Here is a 16,796-nt window from a genome sequence, read left to right on the forward strand (position 1 = left end):
TCCCGTCGGGGTTGAACGAACATTCACCTAAAGCCCGTGGCTCGTGTCGATACCCCTCCCGCCGAAGCGACAGGTCTACCCCCGTGTACTCCCCACGCCGAAGCATGCAGGGTTTCTCGGAGGTGGCGGTCCTCCGACTCGGGCACCGCCCGGGGCGGGACGACCGGATGACCACCCACGTCGGGCTGACGGCACGGGCGCTGGGGGCCGACCGCGTCATCCTCCCGGACGAGGCGACCGGGCCGGCCGGGACCATCCGGGACATCACGGGCCGCTTCGGCGGCCCCTTCGAGGTTGAGGTCCGGGAGGACTGGCGGCCCGTCCTCCGGGACTGGCCCGGCGTCGTCGTCCACCTCACGATGTACGGCCTCCCCGTGCAGGACGTGGAGACGGCGGTGCGCGCGGACCTCGATGAGGGGCCCGTCCTCGTCGTGCTGGGCGCCGAGAAGGTCCCGTTCGAGGTGTACGACCGCGCGGACTACAACGTCGGCGTCACGAACCAGCCCCATTCGGAGGTCGCGGGGCTGGCCGTCTTTCTCGACCGACTGTTCGATGGCCGCGAGCTCGACCGCGAGTGGGCCGACGCGGACCGGCAGGTGGTGCCGAAGGAGACCGGCAAGAAGGTCGTTCCGCTGGACGAGGACGGCGTTCCCGATGAGTCAGCTGATGCCGAGGAGTAACCGAACTTACCGATCTGAATCCCGACGAACGTGACGATGGCACCCAGAACGAACCGGGACTCCTGATATTCCGTACGTGCGAGCGGAGCGAGCGCGTTTCACCGGCATTTTTCCTGAACGTTCTTTGGCGTCATCAGAACGCTTCGCGTTCTGATTGCCCGTGGAATCGCTCAGCGATTCCACGACGCCGAGTGGTACCCGAGGCGTCAAAAAAGCTCGAGGCTACTCCTCGACGGTGACGTCCTCGATCTTCGCCTCGACCTGCGGCTGGTCGTTGCGGCCGGTCGGCACGGAGCCGAGGTCCTCCACGACGTCCATCCCGTCGACGACGTGGCCGAAGACGGCGTGCTTGCCGTCGAGGTGGGGCTGGGCGTCGAGCGTGATGAAGAACTGCGAGCCGTTCGTGTTCGGCCCGGAGTTGGCCATCGACAGGATGCCCGGGCCGGAGTGGGTGAGGTCGTCGTGGAACTCGTCGTCGAACTGGTAGCCGGGGCCACCGCGGCCGGTCCCCTCGGGGTCCCCGCCCTGGATCATGAAGCCGCCGATGATGCGGTGGAACTCGGCGCCGGCGTACAGCGAGTCACCCCGGACCTCGTCGGTCTCGGGGTCCGCCCACGTGTTCGTGTCGCGTGCGGGGTCGGCGTCCGCGGCCGGGTCGTGGCGCGCGAGGCCGAGGAAGTTCTCGACCGTCTTCGGCGCGCGGTCGGCGAACAGCTCGATAGTGATGTCGCCGTGGGTCGTGTGGAGGGTCACCTGCGGGTTGTCCGGGTCCGTGACGTCGTAGTCGTCTGCCATATCCGGGTGGAGAACCGCCTGGCCGATAGGTGTGTGGGTCCTGGGACGGCGAGGCCGGGCGCTCGGGCTACCGAAGCTCGCGCGTCTCGTCGACGCGGACGCCGTCGTCGAAGGCGAGCGCGAGTGGGTTCGGCGGGATGGACCCCCGGCGGCACTTCTTGACCACCAGCTTCCAGGAGACGCGGTCCTCGACGAGCATCCGGAGGTCGAGCACCACGTCGGCAAGCCCCAGCGTCAGGTCGCGGCCCGCGGGCGTGTCGGGGACGGTGTGGGCGTTGAGGACGCCGATGCCGCCGGCCGTTCGCAGGCCCGCGACGAGACCGTCGAGGAAGGTGCGGTAGTCGTCGCGGTCGGCTCGCTCCAGCGTGTTCACCGGGTCGACGACGACCGTCTCGCCGGCCGACAGGCTCGCGAACCGGTCGCTGGGGCCTGTCAGCAGGTCCCCGCGACGGACGTCCTGGACCCGGGTCGGACTATCCTCCTCGTCTCGGAAGTCGAACTCGTCGACGCCGGCCGAGGAGGCGGCCATCGCCTCGTCCACGGCGCCGCCCGGCCGCAGTGTCGAGTAGTACCGGGCGGGATGCGCGTCGGCGAAGGCGTACGGGATTCGTTCGGCCGGCGAGTCCGCCTCCGCGGTCACGACCACGAGGCTGCCCGGCGGCACGCCACCGTCGAGTGCCCGGTCCAGCCCCCCGATTCCTGTCGACAGGCGTTCGTCGCTCACGTCCGTTCGGGAGAGGCTGACCACCAAGTCAGTTCCGCCGTGTGTACCCGGGCCCCTTTCCGGCGTTCCCGCCCGCGATCCCGAGCGCTCAGACGCCCCATCCGTCCAGCGTGGTGGGACTCCGCCGCAGGTCGACCGGAATCGGCTCTGCCGGCGGGAGCCCGTGGCGGAACTTCCCCACGTCGAGGTAGCTCCGGCTCCCCTCGGAGTCGACCTCGCGGTGGAGGACCAGCGTCGTGTCCGCTCGCGCGAGCGTGAGGTCGCGCCGGAGCGTGCGGGGCGTCGTTCGCGGACAGTGCAGCACCGCGACGCTCTCGGTCGTCCGGCAGTGGCGCTTCAGGTCGTCGAGGAACGACCGGTAGCGGTCCTCGCCCGCCCGCTCAAGCTCCGTGGCTGGGTCCACGACCACGACCGAGCCCGCGTCGAGGCCCGAGAGATGGTCCGCGGGGTCATCCAGCAGGCCGTCGCCGTCGACCTGGCGGACATCCACCGCTCCCTCCGGCAGGTCGACGGCAGCCATGGCGCCGCGGACCTCCGCGGGCGGCCGGAGCGTCGAGAGATAGCGCGTCGGGTTCCCGACCGCGGAGGCGTACAGCAGGCGCTCGGCCCCGGAGGTGGGCGGTGCGACCAGCGCGACGAGGTCGCCGGCCGGGAGTCCACCGCCCAGGGCCTCGTCGAGGCCGTCGACGCCGGTCGCGAGCCGCTCGCGGTCGGCCCCGTCTCGCTCGCTCATACCCGGCTCTCGGCCCGCCCCCGAGGAAACGTTTCGGGTGGCGTGGCGGCTGCCCGAGACGGCCATCGACGGCCCGCCCCTGCGGATTGCTCCGGAGTCGGCGAGCTGATCTACAGATGTCCGTGTTGACTCTCGGACCCTGTCAGAAGTCCTGAAGCTCCTCCAGCGTCGCGGCGGCCGCCCCGGAGTCCAGCGCCTCGCGGGCGGCCTCGAGGCCGGCGTCGATGTCGTCGGCGTCGCCGCGGGCGTAGATACGGAGCGCGGCGTTCAGCGCGACGGCGTCGGCGAAGCGGTCCGTCCGGTCGCCGTGCAGGACGGCCTCCGTGATGGCTGTGGAGTCGCCGGCGATGTCGTCGACCTGCAGGTCCTCGCTCTCGAAGTCCATCCCGTACTCGGGGGTCTCGATGTCGAAGTCCTCCACGTCGTCGTCGCCAGCATTCCAGACGGCGACCTTGGTGCTGCCCGGGCGGATGTCGTCGTATCCCTCGAGCCCCTGGAACATCACGACCCGGTCCATATCGGCCGTCTCGGCCTGCTGGAACGTCTCGATGATGCGGACGGCGTAGGGGAGGTGGTAGAACGAGCCCAGGTGGACGCCGGCGTCGGCGGGGTTCGCGAGCGTCTCGATGGTGTTGACGAACGTGCGGACGCCCATCTCGTCGCGGCGGCCGAACAGGTCGGTCACGCCCGGGTTGAAGTTGGGCTGGAAGTAGTAGCCGAAGCCGACCTCGTCGGTCATCGCCGCCGAGGCCTCCGGGTCGAGGTCCGTCTCGACGCCGAGTTCGTCGAGGACCTGCTTGTACGAGTCCTGCTTCTGGGTGGGGACGCGGTCACCCGAGTGGGCCACGACGGGCGTGCCCGCGGCCGCGGCCGTGACGCCCGCGGCGACGCCCAGCAGCGCGGTCCGGCCCTTGCCGTCGTAGTTGGCGCCGCAGTCGACCGGGTCACAGTCCGGCGCGTGCTGGACGACCGATTCCTCGGCCATCACATCGACGTAGGCACCCAGCTCTTCGGGCGTGTTGCGCTTCCAGCGATTGGCCAGCCAGAACGCACCCAGCGTGGTCGGGTCGGGTTCGCCCGCGAGGATGCGCGCGAACGCGTCGCGGGCCTGCTCGCGAGTCATGTCGTCGGCGGACTTGTGTCCCGAGCCGACGACCTCCGTCATGAGTCGCTTCAGCGGCCACTCCCCGAACTCGCCCTCGCGTCCGGTCGCTTTCGACATGGACGGTGGTCCGGGCGCCGGCGGCAAAAACACCCCGTTCGTCCCCACGTTCTGGGCACGTGTCCGGTCGCCGCCGCAGCGGGTGGTTCCCCGCTACGCCCCGTCGCCGGCGTCGGCCTTGATGCGCTGGGCCTTCGAGGGGCCGATGCCGCCGACCGTGGTCAGGTCGCCGACGGTGGCCGCGCGCACGTCGGCCACCGACTCGAAGCCGGCCTCCCGGAGTGCCTCGGCGGTCGTCGGTCCCACGCCGTCCAGGTCCGTCAGGTCGCGCTCGTCCGGCGCCGCTCCGGTGTCGGTCACCTCGACCTGGACCGTGTCTCCCTCGTCGGCCTGCTCCCGGTCGTCATCGCCAGTGGCCTCGTCGGCGGTGGCCTCGTTCATCCCCTCGTCGGCGCTCGCGTCGGTCACGTCGATGCGGACGCCTCGCGAGGCGCGGCCGTCGGGCTCGGCGTCGCGGGTCGCCGCCCCCTCCGGTAGCTCCGGCTCGACGCCCGCGAGGTCGGCGGTCAGGTCCCAGAGGTCGCGGGCCAGGCGGTCGTTCTTCGCGCTCACCGCCGGGTCGGTCAGCTCTCGCTTGTCGAAGTACTCGCCGGTGATGCCCGTGACCGCCTCGGCGGCTGCGAGGTAGGCCAGCGCGCGGCCGCCGTCCTCGATGCTGTCGGTCACGCCCGGGATGTCGGGGAGCTTCGAGACGAGGTCGACCCCCAGCGACAGCGGGAACGGCACGTCCCGGGCGAAGTTGCTCCCGGGGATGTTGCCGGGGTGGAAGCAGTTGGCCGTCGCGGTCCCGAGCCGCCGCGCGAGTTCGCGCGTGAACAGCACGTTGCACAGCTTCGACTCGCAGTAGCGCTCGACCGCCGGCCCCGTCAGCGCCCGCTTGCGCTCGACCATGTCGAGGTCGAGCTGGGCGAAGCGGTGCGCGACCGACGCCGTGTTCACCACGCGCGCGTCCGCGCTCAGGTGGTCAGCCAGCTCGTGCGTGAGGACGAACGGCGCGACGTGGTTGACGCCGAACAGCATCCCGAACCCCTGCTCGGTGCGACCCCGGTAGGTCGTGTAGAGGCCGGCGTTGTTGTAGAGAACGTCCAGCCCGTCGGTCGCCCCTTTCACCGCGTCGGCGAGGGCGCGGACCTCCTCGAGGTCCGTGAAGTCGGCCGGGTGGAACGACGCGTCGCCGCCCGCGTCCTCGATGGCGTCGACGGTCGCCTGCCCACGCTCCTCGTCGCGGCCGTGAACCAGGACGCGTGCCCCGCGTGCGCCCAGCCGGATGGCGCCGTCCCGCCCCACGCCGCTGGTCGCCCCTGTCACGAGTATCGTGCGTCCGGAGAGGTCCGGTAGCTCCATACGGCGGGTACGGTCGCGAGCCTAATGCCAGTTCCCGCGGTCATGGATGGGGGTTCTTTGCCCGGATTCGGACGCGCCAGCGGGTGCCGGCGTGCCGTCGGGGACGTGGCGGTCCGCCGTGGTTCGGCCGCCCGGCTCAGGGCCAGTTCGGGTCCACGTCGACGAGGTCGGCCGACAGCGCCCACAGCCGGGTCGCCCGGTCCTCGTCGCGGGCGCTGGGTGAGGCGCGGGCCTTCCGTCGCTTGTTGAAGTACGCGCCGGTCACGGTCACGTTCGGGTCGGCGGCGAGTTTCACCATCGCCCTCCCGCCGTCCTCGACGGTGTCGCTCACGCCGGGGACGAGGTCCAGGCTCTCCCACAGCAGCGAGCCGGGGAAGGCGAGGTCTCGGCCGACGCCGCTGCCCGGGATGATGCCGGGATGGAAGCAGTTGCACTGCTGGTCCTCGCCGAGCCGACGCGCGAGCTCCTTCGTGAACAGCACGTTGCAGAGCTTGGAGTTGGAGTAGAACGCGAAGCCGTTGAGTCCGGTCCGTTCGGTCACACCGGTCGCCTGGCCGAGCTTCCGCAGGGGAGCCAGCTCCTTCGCGCCCGTGATACCGGGGACGCCGGTCCGGCCGCTCTCGCGGATCTCCTCGAAGTCGAGGTCACCGTTGCGGTGTGCGACCGACGCCGTGTTGACGACCCGGCCGTCGTCGGCCAGCAGGTCGACGAGTTCGTGGGTGAGGAGGTAGCCCGCGAGGTGGTTGACGGCGAAGTGGAGCTCGAAGCCCTGCTCGCTCTCGCGGAACTCGTTGATGGCGAGTCCGGCGTTGTTACAGAGGGCGTCGAGTTCGTCGACAGCCTCGCGCACCTCGTCGGCGAAGTCCCGGATGGCGTCGAGGTCGGCAAAGTCAGCGGCGTGGAATGAGGCCTCGCCACCGGCGTCCTCGACCTGTGCGACCGTCTCGGCGCCGGCCTCGGCGTCGCGGCCGTGGACCAGCACGTGCCAGCCCTGTTCGCCGAGCCGTCGTGCGGCGTCCCGGCCGATTCCGCTCGTGGCGCCAGTGATGAGTGCCGTCGGCATGCCTGTCCGCTCGACCGTCCGTGGCTTCACCCTTTGGAGGCAGGCAGTATTGATGCGGACCGGTGTCTCGACCACCGGTACGCCCCCATCAGCCGCGGGTGCCTCGATACCGGAACCGCCCGCCCGCGACCGACGGAGGCAAGTCACCCCGACTCCAAGTTGGGGCAATGAGTTCGCTGGGGGCTGGCGGGAGCGACGAGGACTGGCGCGCCGGGCTCGACGATGTGGACGCGGCGCTGGTCGACGGCTACCAGTCCGGTTTCCCCGTCGTCGAGGAGCCGTTCCGGGTCGTCGCCACGGACCTCGGTGTCGAGGAGGCCGAGGCGCTCGAACGGGTGCGGACGCTCCGCGAGCGCGGCGTCTTCCGCCGCTTCGGGGCCGTGCTCAATCCGCCCGTCATCGGCTCCTCGACGCTGGCGGCCGTCAGCGCTCCCGAGGACCGGTTCGAGGAGGTCGCGGAGGTCATCAATGGCTACCGGCAGGTGAACCACAACTACCGCCGCAGCCACGAGTGGAACATGTGGTTCGTCGTCACTGCCGGGAGCCGGGAGACCCGCGACCGCATCCTCGAGGAGATCGAGGCACGGACGGGCTGTGAGGTGCTCGTGCTGCCGATGCTGACGGACTTCTACATCGACCTGGAGTTCCCCGTCGTCAACGGGGACCGGTTCGCCCGGGAATCACTCTCCGAGACCGAGGTCGACGCGACCCGCATCTCCGAGGAGGCAACCGCCGACTTCAGCGACCTCGAACGGCGGCTCCTGCTGGAGATCCAGGATGGCTTCCCGCTGACCCGGACACCGTACCGCGACGTGGCCGACGCCATCGACGCGCCCGTCGACGACGTGCTTGCCGCGGTGAAGCGGCTCCGAGACAACGGCTGCATCAAGCGCATCGGCTGTGTCGTCAACCACCTCGTCACGGGCTTCGACGCCAACTGCATGGTCGTCTGGGACGTACCCGACGAGGAACTGGACGAACGTGGCGAGGCGGTGGGGGCGCTCCCGTACGTGACCCTCTGCTATCACCGGCCCCGTCGGCCGGAGCAGGACTGGCCGTACAACCTGTTCACGATGGTCCACGGTCGTGAGGCCGCTGCCGTCGACGCGAAGGTGGACGAACTCGCCGGGGAACACCTCCCATTCGAACACGAGCGGCTGTTCTCGACGGAGACGCTGAAGCAGACAGGCGCGCGATACGACGACATCGTCGGCGGCGAGGAGTGAGTGGGCAGCGTTCGGATGGCTCTGATGATCTGGTGATAGTCGACGGCTGAACGGAATGTTTCGGAGGGTCGTGGTGGGGCCATCGATGACCCGTCACGACCGTCCCTGCCGCACCCGCGACGGCTACCGCCAGCCCTCGAGGTCGAGGGCCTCCGCGGCCTGCATCGAAAGCCAGGCGCCGTCGCGACAGATGGCCGCGATGACGAACCGGTCATCGTCGACGGAGCCCATCACCTCACAGTCGAGCGCCAATCCGGACGCCCGCGCGGTGTCGGGTGTCATACTATGATAGTAAGTGACAATCCAACATAAACGTGCCGGATATCGACGCCGATTCGGCCTCTCTGTGGCCGGGAATCCCCGGCACGGGGTGAACGAACGGTCGGTTATCTGCGGTGCATGCGTCCGCATACCACCGTTAGTGAAATCGTGATTTCAGCATACGATAGTTACTTGCGTATATATCGATACGTTCGGCTGTATGGCACGCGGACACGGTGAATCGACGTTCGGCCACGGCGCGTCGGAGACGCGTCGGTACTCCTGACACAATACACGATACATGACCGAGAACGACCTTTCGCGTCGTAGTTTCCTGAAAGCGACTGGCGGTGCCGCAGCGGCCGCGACCGTAGCTGGCTGTACCGGCGACGGTGACGACGGCGGCGACGGCGACGGTGGCGACGGTGGCAGCGGCGGTGTCGAGTGGTATCCCGTCCCCGAGCCCAGCGAGGGCGACACGGGCGGAACCCTCCAGCTCATCAACTCTACCATCACGACCTTCGACCCCATCCAGAACACGGACACCGCCGGCGGTGTCGTCATCCGGCAGCTGTTCGAGGGGCTGACGAAGTACCCCAACGGGGAGCCGAAGACGGAGAACTCGCTGGCCAGCGACATCAGCGTCAGTGAGGACTTCACCACGTACACGGTCACGCTCAAGGACGGCGTCACGTACCACGACGGGTCGGAGCTGACCGCGTCGGACGTGGTGTACTCGTGGGAGCGGCTGGCCCAGTCCGAGAACTCCAATCGGCAGTACTTCATCCTCGACAGCCTCGGCGTCGCACACGAGACCCAGGACGGGAGCTACGTGCCCGGGAGCATCGAGGTGGAGGCCACGAGCGACTCCGAGCTGACGATCCAGCTCTCCGAGCCGTTCCACTCCTCGCTGGAGATGCTGGCCTACTCCTCGTTCGCGGTGATTCCGGAGGGTGCCGTCGGGGATATCGAGGGGTACGAGGGCGAGATGAGCCAGTCCGAGTTCGCCACCTCCAACCCCATCGGCACCGGGCCGTTCCAGTTCGTCGAGTGGACGGAGGGCGACCACGCCGAGATCGAGGCCTACGGCGACTACCACGTCGACGGCCGCCCCTACCTCGACGGCATCTACTGGGCCATCATCGAGGAGGACCAGGCGTCCTACACCTACTCGACCAACAAGAACTCCGACTTCCTCATCATCCCCACCTCGAAGTACGACAAGGGGCAGGTGACGGTCCAGCAGGAGACCGACGACGGCAAGAAACTGGGCAAGTACGGCCCGCTGGGCTCCGGTGAGGCCAGTGGCGAGGAGGTTCGCTACTCCCAGTCGCCGACACTGCTGACCTACTACATCGCGTTCAACGCCAAGCAGGCGCCCAAGCCGGTCCGGCAGGCCGCTGCCTACGTCCTCAACCGCGAGGAGGTCAACCAGTCCGTCTTCAAGGAGCGGTTCCAGCCGGGGTACAACCTGACGCCGCCGGGCATCTACCCGGGCGGCGCGAGCGCCTACAACAGCGACGTCGAGGAGAACTACCCGTACGGTATCGGCGAGACCCGTATCGACGACGCCAAGCAGGTCATGGAGGACGCCGGCTACGGCGAGGACGACCGGTTCGACCTGACCATCAACGCGTACAACTCGGGGGCGTTCCAGCAACTCGCCCAGGGACTGCGCGACAAGCTCTCCTCGGCGTACATCGACGTCACCGTGGAGCCGACGGACTTCTCGACCATCATCGAGAAGGGGAACAACGGGAACCTGCAGTGTTACACGCTGGGGTGGATCGCCGACTGGCCCGCGCCGGACAACTTCCTCCAGCTGATGGCGCCGGCACTCACCGACGTCGACGAGCTGGGGTCGGCCGCGACGACCTACACGGACTGGGACGACGCCGACACCCAGGCCAGCGAGGACGCACAGGCCGCCTGGGAGAAGATACAGACCAATCAGGCACCGACCGACGAGGCCCAGCAGGCCCGCGACGAGGCCGCCGTGACGATGGAGCAGGCCAACTGGGAGGACGTCATCCTCCTGAACGTCATCCACGCCTCCGACGAGCGGTTCTGGTACCCGAACACGAACGTCCAGCCGTTCGGTTCGATGGGTCCGTCGCGGCAGATGCACGACACCACCTGGATGGACGGCGGCGGCAACTGAGGCCGCCGACCGGCCTCGCCGCTGGGCGGACCGCGGATGATGCGGTGGTGTGACGCCGCCGCGTCATCACTCGTGAGTCCCGTCCAGCGGTCTCAGCTCGCGTATCGAGCGGCCAACACCAAAGGGTATATTCACGCCCGACGTTAGCATTTCAGCGTATCGAATCATGCGAAGTTCGCTCCAACAGGACCGTTCGGAACGATGAGCAGGTGGCGCTACTTCGGTCGGCGGGTCGCTCTGTCGATCCCCATCCTGTTGTTCGCCATGTCGATGGTGTTCCTCATCACGCGGGCCGGGCCAGCGGACCCGGTCCGTAGCATCATCGGCCCGACCAGCGGGGCCGGCGACTACCACCGCATCGCGGTCCGGCTCGGTATCGAGCGACAGGTGATGGTCAACGGGGAGGTCAGGTACGTGGACGTGCCGCTGTGGCAGCAGTACCTCGACTTCATGACCCAGCTGCTGACGTTCGACCTGGGGGAGTCCTGGGTGCTCAGTCCGGCGACCTCCGTCATCGAACTGGTCGCGGTGCGGGCCCCCCGGACGATCTGGCTCGGCTTCTGGTCGGTCCTCATCGCCCTGTTCGTCGGCATTCCGCTCGGGTTCTACGCGGGACTCAATCCCAACACCCGGAGTGACTATCTCGCATCCTTCGGCGGTATCGTCTGGCGCGCGATGCCGAACTTCTGGCTGGCGGTCATCCTGCTGCAGGTGCTATCGAACAGTCAGAAGCTGTTCGGCTTCTCCTGGCAGGACCTCGGTGTCGAGACGACCATCGTCCGGGCACCGGACCTGGCGTTCTTCGCCGATCCGACGATGTTCGTCACCGCGCCCGCGGCGGCGCTCACCGGACTGTTCGCCGCCATCAAGGTGGTGTTCCCGGCGGCGCTGGTACTGGGTTCGTCGTCGATGGGCAACGAGATGCGTATCGGACGGACCGCCGTGCTCGAGACCATCAACTCGAACTACGTGGAGACGGCCCGGGCGAAGGGGCTGAGCGAGCGCGCCATCGTCTGGAAGCACGTCTTCCGGAACGCGCTCATCCCGCTGGTGCCCATCATCACCGGCGAGGCGTTCCTCCTCATCGGCGGCTCCATCATCGTCGAGTCCGTCTTCTCGTACAACGGACTGGGCCAGCTGTTCTTCTCGGCGGCGCTGGCGGGTGACCTCCCGCTCGTCGGTGCGCTGTCGTTCATCTTCATCCTGCTCACGCTGGTGCTGAACATCATCCAGGACCTACTGTACACCATCATCGATCCCCGAGTGGGGTACGAGGAATAATGAGCAACGAAACCATCCTTCCGGGCGTATCGGACGACGAGACGACGATTCCACGGGACGCCAGTCTGTTCGAGCGCATCGCGGCCAACCCCCGGCCGGCGGCCATCTGGGCCGGGGTCCTGGCGGTTCTGGTCCTGCTGGAGGCGGGGGCGATTGCCAGCCTGCTCGCCTCGTTCCTTCGGGGGGCCGTGGCAGCGGCACCCGGCGTGACCCCCTCCGCCTACGGACTCGATGCGATGGTCCAGAGTGCCAGCGAGATTCCGACGCTTCTCTCGCGTGACATCATCCCCAACCAGGGGTACGACGTGAACGGCGGCAACGACGGCCCGTGGGCGTCGACCTTCCTCGGGCTTCCGCCAGCGTTCGCCTGGTTCATCCGGTTCGTGCTGGTCTACGTCTACGCCGCGGCGCTGTTCGGGTGGCTCGCCAACGGCTACCGGGTCTTCCGCCGGCACTACCGCTACGCCGACTGGACGCCCCGCGACGACGTGGTCAACCGGTTCAGCGGCCACACCTGGGGCCAGTTCGGGGCCGTGGTCGTGCTGGCGTTCATCGTGATGGCGTTGTTCGCGCCGGCACTCTCGCCCACCACCGTCGAGCGCAACATCGAGCAGCCGTACAGCTACGAGATCTCCTACTTCGACGAGGAGGCCGGCGGTGTCGAGCAGACCTTCGTCGGCGCGGCCAACGGCGACTCCCGGTCGCAGGGCGGTGGCGACTCGAACTACGGCCTGCTGAGCTACGACGACTACGGCAGGTTCCATCCGTTCGGAACGCTCGACTCCGGGAAGGACCTGTTCACGTTCATGATGTACGGGTCGCGGGTCTCGCTGTTCGTCGGCCTGATGGCCATCGGGCTCTCCGGGCTCATCGCCACCGTCGCGGCGATGCTGACGGCCTACTACAAGGGACTGGTCGACCTCGCGACGGTCGTCGTCGGAGACTCCATCATCTCCATCCCGCAGTTGCTGTTGCTCCTCATGGCGGTTGCGGTCTTCCGGGGGCACCCCATCGCGGCCATCTACAACCGCGGGTTCCTCATCGCGCTCATCTTCGCGTTCACCGGCTGGCCGCTGCTGTGGCGCGCCATCCGTGGGCCCGCGTTGCAGGTGTCGAACCAGGAGTGGATCGACGCCGCTCGCTCGTACGGGCAGAAGCCGTCGGCGACGATGCGCAAGCACATGCTGCCCTACGTGGTCGGCTACCTGCTGGTGTACGCCTCGATGACGCTTGGCGGCATCATCATCTCGACGGCGGCGCTGTCGTTCCTCGGACTCGGTATCACCACGCCCACCCCCGAGTGGGGCCGGGCGGTGGCCATCGGGGAGCCGTACATCGCCACCCAGTCCTGGCACATCGGGACCATCCCCGGTATCATGATCGTCGTCGTCGTGACCGCGTTCAACGCACTGGGTGACGGCATCCGTGACGCCATCGACCCACAGAGCGAGGGCGGCGAGAGTACCGAGGGCGCCATGGCGGGTGGTGGCGCATGAGCGCCGAACCCACCCTGGCCGTCGAGGACCTCCGGACGGCCTTCTTCACCGACAAGGAGGTCATCCGTGCGGTCGACGGCGCCTCGTTCACCATCGGGCCGGGCGAGACCGTCGGTATCGTCGGTGAATCCGGTTCGGGCAAGTCCGTCACCGCCCGCTCCATCATGGGGCTGGTGGACTCGCCCGGCCGCATCCTGGAGGGGTCGTCCATCGAGTATCGCGGCGAGGAGCTGGTCGGCAAGAGCGAGAAGGCCTACCGGAATATCCGGGGCGGCGACATCGCGATGGTCTTCCAGGACCCGCTCACGTCGCTCAATCCGGTGTACACCGTCGGCAACCAGATCCGCGAGGCCATCCGGCTCCACCGCGGGCTGGAGGGCGCCGAGGCCCGGGAGCTGGCGGTCGAACTGCTCGAATCGGTGAGCATCCCGGACGCCCGCCGCCGTATCACCGAGTACCCCCACCAGTTCTCGGGCGGGATGCGCCAGCGGGCCGTCATCGCGATGGCGCTGGCCTGTGACCCGGAGCTGCTCATCTGCGACGAACCGACCACCGCGCTCGACGTGACCATCCAGGCACAGATCCTGGAGCTGCTGCAGGACCTGCAGGACGAGCGGGACCTCTCCATCATGTTCATCACCCACGACATGGGCGTCATCGCGGAGATCGCCGACCGCGTCAACGTGATGTACGCGGGCGAGATCGTCGAGTCGGCGCCCGTCGGGGACCTGTTCGACAACCCCAAGCACCCGTACACGCAGGGGCTCCTCGAGTCCATCCCCGGCCGGCACCCGGACGAGGATCGACTCCGAACCATCGAGGGCGACGTGCCGACCGCGAACGAGCCGGCCCGTGACTGCCGGTTCGCGCCGCGCTGTCCGGAGGCGTTCGACGCCTGCGAGGCGGTCCATCCGGTCCCGGTCGACGTCGGGCAGGACCACACGGACCACGCCGCAGCCTGTCTGCTGTATCCGGAGGGCTCGACCGAGGAGGAGCGCGTCGAGCGCCACCGCCAGCTCGGCAACGCCGCCGAGCGGGTCATCGGCGGTGAGACGGATACGACCCCCGACGGCGAGGAGCCACAGACCGCGGCCGACGGCTCCGGAGGTGAGCACCGATGAGCACCGATACGCCGGCCGACGGTGAGGGGTCCGAGAGCGGCACCGACGCCGACGCCGACGCGGACGGTCGGGGTGCCGACCCGCTCGTGCAGGTGAACGAGCTGAAGACCTACTACGATACGGACAACCTGCTCGGCGGGAATCCGGTCAAGGCCGTCGACGGCGTCTCGTTCGATATCGAGCGCGGGGAGACGCTCGGGCTCGTCGGCGAGTCCGGCTGCGGGAAGACCACGCTCGGCCGGACGCTCGTCCAGCTCGAGGACGCCACCGCCGGCGAGGTGCTGTTCGACGGGACGGACATCACGGAGCTCTCGGGGAGCGACCTGAAGCAGTGGCGCCGGAACGCCCAGATCGTCTTCCAGGACCCCGAATCGTCGCTCAACGACCGGATGACGGTCGGGGAGATCGTCCGCGAGCCGCTGGAGGTCCACGGCTGGCCGCACCTGTCGGTCCGGCTCACCGGGAGCGGCGCCGACGCGGCGACGGTGCAGGGCAAGAAGGTCACGCGGGCACCGGCCGACGCCACCGGTCGCGACGTGGATATCACGGTCCACCTCGACGGCCCCTCGGTCGATATCCGCGAGGCTCTGCCGCTCTCCGAGGACGACCTCGGCGTCTCGGTCGAGGGGAACACGGTCGCGATAGACGTGATTCCGACGCGGGCACAGCTCCAGCGAGCGCACGTCCGGGAGCTGCTCTCGACGGTCGGCCTGCAGGAAGCTCACTACTACCGCTATCCCCACCAGTTCTCCGGCGGCCAGCGCCAGCGAATCGGTATCGCCCGGGCGCTCGCCCTGGAGCCGGAGTTCGTCGTGCTGGACGAGCCGGTGAGCGCGCTGGACGTCTCCGTACAGGCGAAGATCCTCAACCTGCTCGACGACCTGCAGGACGAGTTCGACCTCACCTACCTCTTCATCGCGCACGACCTGAGCGTCGTCCGGCACATCTGCGACCGCGTCGCCGTGATGTACCTCGGCAACATCATGGAACTGGGCCCGACCGAAGAGATGTTCGATGCGCCGGCGAACCCGTACACCTTCTCGCTGCTATCGGCGATTCCCGAGCCCGACCCCTCCGTCGAGAAGGACCGGGTCACCCTGCGCGGGACGCCGCCGTCACCACGCTACCCGCCGTCGGGCTGTCCCTTCTCGACGCGATGTCCGGTGAAGATCCGGCCCGAGGAGTACCAGCACCTCGACGACGACACCTGGCGTGCCATCGAGACGTTCCAGGAGATCCTCCGCGAGCGTGACCGCGCCGAACGGTCGCTCCGCGAGATCGCGAAGGAACTGCTCGGCCTCGAGACGCGGTTCTCCGATATCACCGAGATCAACGAGGAGGTGTTCGCCGACATCGAGCTGCCGGGAAGCGTCCGTGAGACCGTCGAGGAGGCCGAATCGCTCGTCCAGTCCCGGAGCGAGTCCGCCGCCCTCGATCTGCTGCACGAGGAGTTCGGCGGTGTCTGTAGCGCCGAGCGCCCCGACCTCCGAATCGTCGGGTCCCGGGGCCGGGAGTCGCTGTGTCACCGCCATCGCGACGAACACGCCGAGCCACACGAGGAGTTCGGCGACGTGTTCGCCGCCGCCAGCGGCATCGGGAACCGGCGCAACGTCGCCGACGACGACTGACGGCGTACGCGGCGGTGACACTCGTTCTGCGATGCCTTCGCCTCTTCGTGGAGAACTCTCCCCGAAACGGGGATATGAATCGAATATTCGCGCCCGTCTGCCGGATGTCGGCCACGAGTCGATATCAGTGCGGAGCCGTCTCCGTCGTCGACGGAGGCGGCCGGGCAGTTCCGCTCGCCGTTCGGGGAGGCGACTCCCTGTCGGGCGCCGTCAGTTGGCGCTCGTGGCGTTGTAGGTGACCAGCGCCTGTGCGCGGACGGTCACGGTGCCGCCCTCGAAGGAGGTGCTGGCGCCACCGCTGTCGCCAGCCGCGGCGAAGGCGGCCGTCTCCTCGACGCGGTACGGTCGGACGCTGGTCTCGGCGGTCTCGACCGAGGTGACGCCCGTGATGTCGAGGCTGGTGCCGTCGGCGGCCGTCTCGGCCTGCGTGCGGCCGGCATCGACGGCCTCGGCGAGCGCCTCGTTCCGGAGTTCACGGCGCGTCTCCTCCGTGAGGGTGAACTCGATGCCCTCGACGCGGTTGGCGCCGTTCTCCAGTGCCGACACGACCGTCGGCCCCGCACGGGAGGTGTTGTTCAGCGTGATGGCGAACGCGTGTTGCCCCTGGTACCGGGGCTGGTCGGGGTTGCGTTCGGGGTCGTAGCGGTAGTTCTGCCGGATGTCGTACCGGGTGGTGACGACCTGGTCGGCCTCGATACCGGCCTCGGTGAGCGCCTCGCGCATCGCCGTGGCGTTCTCCGCGAGCCGGTCGCGGATGACGGAGATGTCGTCCGACCGGGCGACGACCGCCACGCGGACGACCGCGCGGTCGGGTTCAGCCTCGGCGGTACCGCTGGCGGCGACCTGGATGGTTCGGTCGGCGCCGTTGGGCGCCATCTCCGGCTGGCTCTCGGGGCCGTCACCGGAGTCGGCAGGGTTCTGGTTCACCCCATCGCTGGGGGCACCGGTCAATCCGAGCGGGGCGCTACACCCGGCGGTCACGAGCAGGACCGCCAGGCTCAGCGCGGCAACACTGTGTCGCATGCACCCCGTGCTGCGACGGGGTGGGAAAAGTGTCTCCT

General features: G+C 68.6%; 15 protein-coding genes. 7 read left to right on the forward strand and 8 right to left on the reverse strand.

Annotation, left to right across the window (positions count from 1 at the left end; all coding sequences use genetic code 11):
- Nucleotides 1-104 precede the first annotated feature (104 nt).
- Entirely contained in the window at nt 105-680 is a 576-nt protein-coding gene (locus tag NL115_RS12140) for a tRNA (cytidine(56)-2'-O)-methyltransferase (protein ID WP_254829624.1), read from the forward strand.
- 222 nt (nt 681-902) lie between these two features.
- On the opposite strand, the gene NL115_RS12145 is transcribed toward NL115_RS12140, so the two are convergent.
- From NL115_RS12145 to NL115_RS12170, 6 genes are all read right to left on the reverse strand, one after another.
- A complete protein-coding gene (locus NL115_RS12145) occupies nt 903-1,475 on the reverse strand; it encodes a peptidylprolyl isomerase (protein ID WP_254829625.1) in 573 nt (190 codons plus the stop codon).
- A gap of 67 nt (nt 1,476-1,542) precedes the next feature.
- Nucleotides 1,543-2,199, reverse strand: coding sequence for an RAD55 family ATPase (locus tag NL115_RS12150; RefSeq protein WP_254829626.1), 657 nt, complete (start codon nt 2,197-2,199; stop codon nt 1,543-1,545).
- An 88-nt stretch (nt 2,200-2,287) separates the two neighbouring features.
- Entirely contained in the window at nt 2,288-2,932 is a 645-nt protein-coding gene (locus NL115_RS12155; RefSeq protein ID WP_254829627.1) for an RAD55 family ATPase, read from the reverse strand.
- Between the two features lie 142 nt (nt 2,933-3,074).
- Nucleotides 3,075-4,154 carry an anthranilate phosphoribosyltransferase gene (locus tag NL115_RS12160; RefSeq protein ID WP_254829628.1) on the reverse strand — a complete coding sequence of 360 codons (1,080 nt, stop codon included), beginning with the start codon at nt 4,152-4,154 and terminating at the stop codon, nt 3,075-3,077.
- Between the two features lie 93 nt (nt 4,155-4,247).
- Entirely contained in the window at nt 4,248-5,498 is a 1,251-nt protein-coding gene (locus tag NL115_RS12165; RefSeq protein ID WP_254829629.1) for an SDR family NAD(P)-dependent oxidoreductase, read from the reverse strand.
- Between the two features lie 136 nt (nt 5,499-5,634).
- A complete protein-coding gene (locus NL115_RS12170; RefSeq protein WP_254829630.1) occupies nt 5,635-6,561 on the reverse strand; it encodes an SDR family NAD(P)-dependent oxidoreductase in 927 nt (308 codons plus the stop codon).
- Nucleotides 6,562-6,728: 167 nt separating this feature from the next.
- On the opposite strand from NL115_RS12170, the gene ahbB reads away from it, so the two are divergent.
- Nucleotides 6,729-7,787, forward strand: a complete 1,059-nt coding sequence (ahbB, locus tag NL115_RS12175; RefSeq protein WP_254829631.1) for a siroheme decarboxylase subunit beta — start codon at nt 6,729-6,731, stop codon at nt 7,785-7,787.
- A gap of 123 nt (nt 7,788-7,910) precedes the next feature.
- On the opposite strand, the gene NL115_RS12180 is transcribed toward ahbB, so the two are convergent.
- Nucleotides 7,911-8,069, reverse strand: a complete 159-nt coding sequence (locus NL115_RS12180; protein ID WP_254829632.1) for a DUF7556 family protein — start codon at nt 8,067-8,069, stop codon at nt 7,911-7,913.
- 280 nt (nt 8,070-8,349) lie between these two features.
- On the opposite strand from NL115_RS12180, the gene NL115_RS12185 reads away from it, so the two are divergent.
- The 5 genes from NL115_RS12185 (at nt 8,350) to NL115_RS12205 (ending at nt 15,735) form a co-directional block, all read left to right on the forward strand.
- A complete protein-coding gene (locus tag NL115_RS12185; protein ID WP_254829633.1) occupies nt 8,350-10,209 on the forward strand; it encodes an ABC transporter substrate-binding protein in 1,860 nt (619 codons plus the stop codon).
- 201 nt (nt 10,210-10,410) lie between these two features.
- Complete coding sequence (locus NL115_RS12190; RefSeq protein ID WP_254829634.1) at nt 10,411-11,490, forward strand: ABC transporter permease; 1,080 nt, start codon at nt 10,411-10,413, stop codon at nt 11,488-11,490.
- On the forward strand, nt 11,490-12,986 hold the full coding sequence (locus NL115_RS12195) for an ABC transporter permease (protein ID WP_254829635.1): 1,497 nt from the start codon (nt 11,490-11,492) through the stop codon (nt 12,984-12,986). The genes NL115_RS12190 and NL115_RS12195 overlap by 1 nt, the downstream gene beginning before the upstream one ends.
- Nucleotides 12,983-14,107: an ABC transporter ATP-binding protein gene (locus NL115_RS12200; protein WP_254829636.1), complete on the forward strand. Its 1,125-nt coding sequence runs from the start codon at nt 12,983-12,985 to the stop codon at nt 14,105-14,107. The genes NL115_RS12195 and NL115_RS12200 overlap by 4 nt, the downstream gene beginning before the upstream one ends.
- Nucleotides 14,104-15,735, forward strand: coding sequence for an ABC transporter ATP-binding protein (locus NL115_RS12205; RefSeq protein ID WP_254829637.1), 1,632 nt, complete (start codon nt 14,104-14,106; stop codon nt 15,733-15,735). The genes NL115_RS12200 and NL115_RS12205 overlap by 4 nt, the downstream gene beginning before the upstream one ends.
- A gap of 210 nt (nt 15,736-15,945) precedes the next feature.
- On the opposite strand, the gene NL115_RS12210 is transcribed toward NL115_RS12205, so the two are convergent.
- The gene (locus tag NL115_RS12210; protein ID WP_254829638.1) at nt 15,946-16,758 is read right to left on the reverse strand and encodes an SIMPL domain-containing protein; all 813 of its coding nucleotides are present in this window, start codon (nt 16,756-16,758) and stop codon (nt 15,946-15,948) included.
- Nucleotides 16,759-16,796: the final 38 nt, after the last annotated feature.

Origin of the sequence: Haloglomus salinum, from assembly GCF_024298825.1 — an archaeon.
GTDB classification, from domain to species: Archaea; Halobacteriota; Halobacteria; order Halobacteriales; family Haloarculaceae; genus Haloglomus; species Haloglomus salinum.

Coding starts and splice junctions, on each gene's coding strand:
- NL115_RS12140 (WP_254829624.1), top strand. CDS start 105: ATGCAGGGTTTCTCGGAGGTGGCGGTCCTCCGACTCGGGCACCGCCCG.
- NL115_RS12145 (WP_254829625.1), bottom strand. CDS start 1,475: ATGGCAGACGACTACGACGTCACGGACCCGGACAACCCGCAGGTGACC.
- NL115_RS12155 (WP_254829627.1), bottom strand. CDS start 2,932: ATGAGCGAGCGAGACGGGGCCGACCGCGAGCGGCTCGCGACCGGCGTC.
- NL115_RS12160 (WP_254829628.1), bottom strand. CDS start 4,154: ATGTCGAAAGCGACCGGACGCGAGGGCGAGTTCGGGGAGTGGCCGCTG.
- NL115_RS12165 (WP_254829629.1), bottom strand. CDS start 5,498: ATGGAGCTACCGGACCTCTCCGGACGCACGATACTCGTGACAGGGGCG.
- NL115_RS12170 (WP_254829630.1), bottom strand. CDS start 6,561: ATGCCGACGGCACTCATCACTGGCGCCACGAGCGGAATCGGCCGGGAC.
- ahbB (WP_254829631.1), top strand. CDS start 6,729: ATGAGTTCGCTGGGGGCTGGCGGGAGCGACGAGGACTGGCGCGCCGGG.
- NL115_RS12180 (WP_254829632.1), bottom strand. CDS start 8,069: ATGACACCCGACACCGCGCGGGCGTCCGGATTGGCGCTCGACTGTGAG.
- NL115_RS12185 (WP_254829633.1), top strand. CDS start 8,350: ATGACCGAGAACGACCTTTCGCGTCGTAGTTTCCTGAAAGCGACTGGC.
- NL115_RS12190 (WP_254829634.1), top strand. CDS start 10,411: ATGAGCAGGTGGCGCTACTTCGGTCGGCGGGTCGCTCTGTCGATCCCC.
- NL115_RS12195 (WP_254829635.1), top strand. CDS start 11,490: ATGAGCAACGAAACCATCCTTCCGGGCGTATCGGACGACGAGACGACG.
- NL115_RS12200 (WP_254829636.1), top strand. CDS start 12,983: ATGAGCGCCGAACCCACCCTGGCCGTCGAGGACCTCCGGACGGCCTTC.
- NL115_RS12205 (WP_254829637.1), top strand. CDS start 14,104: ATGAGCACCGATACGCCGGCCGACGGTGAGGGGTCCGAGAGCGGCACC.
- NL115_RS12210 (WP_254829638.1), bottom strand. CDS start 16,758: ATGCGACACAGTGTTGCCGCGCTGAGCCTGGCGGTCCTGCTCGTGACC.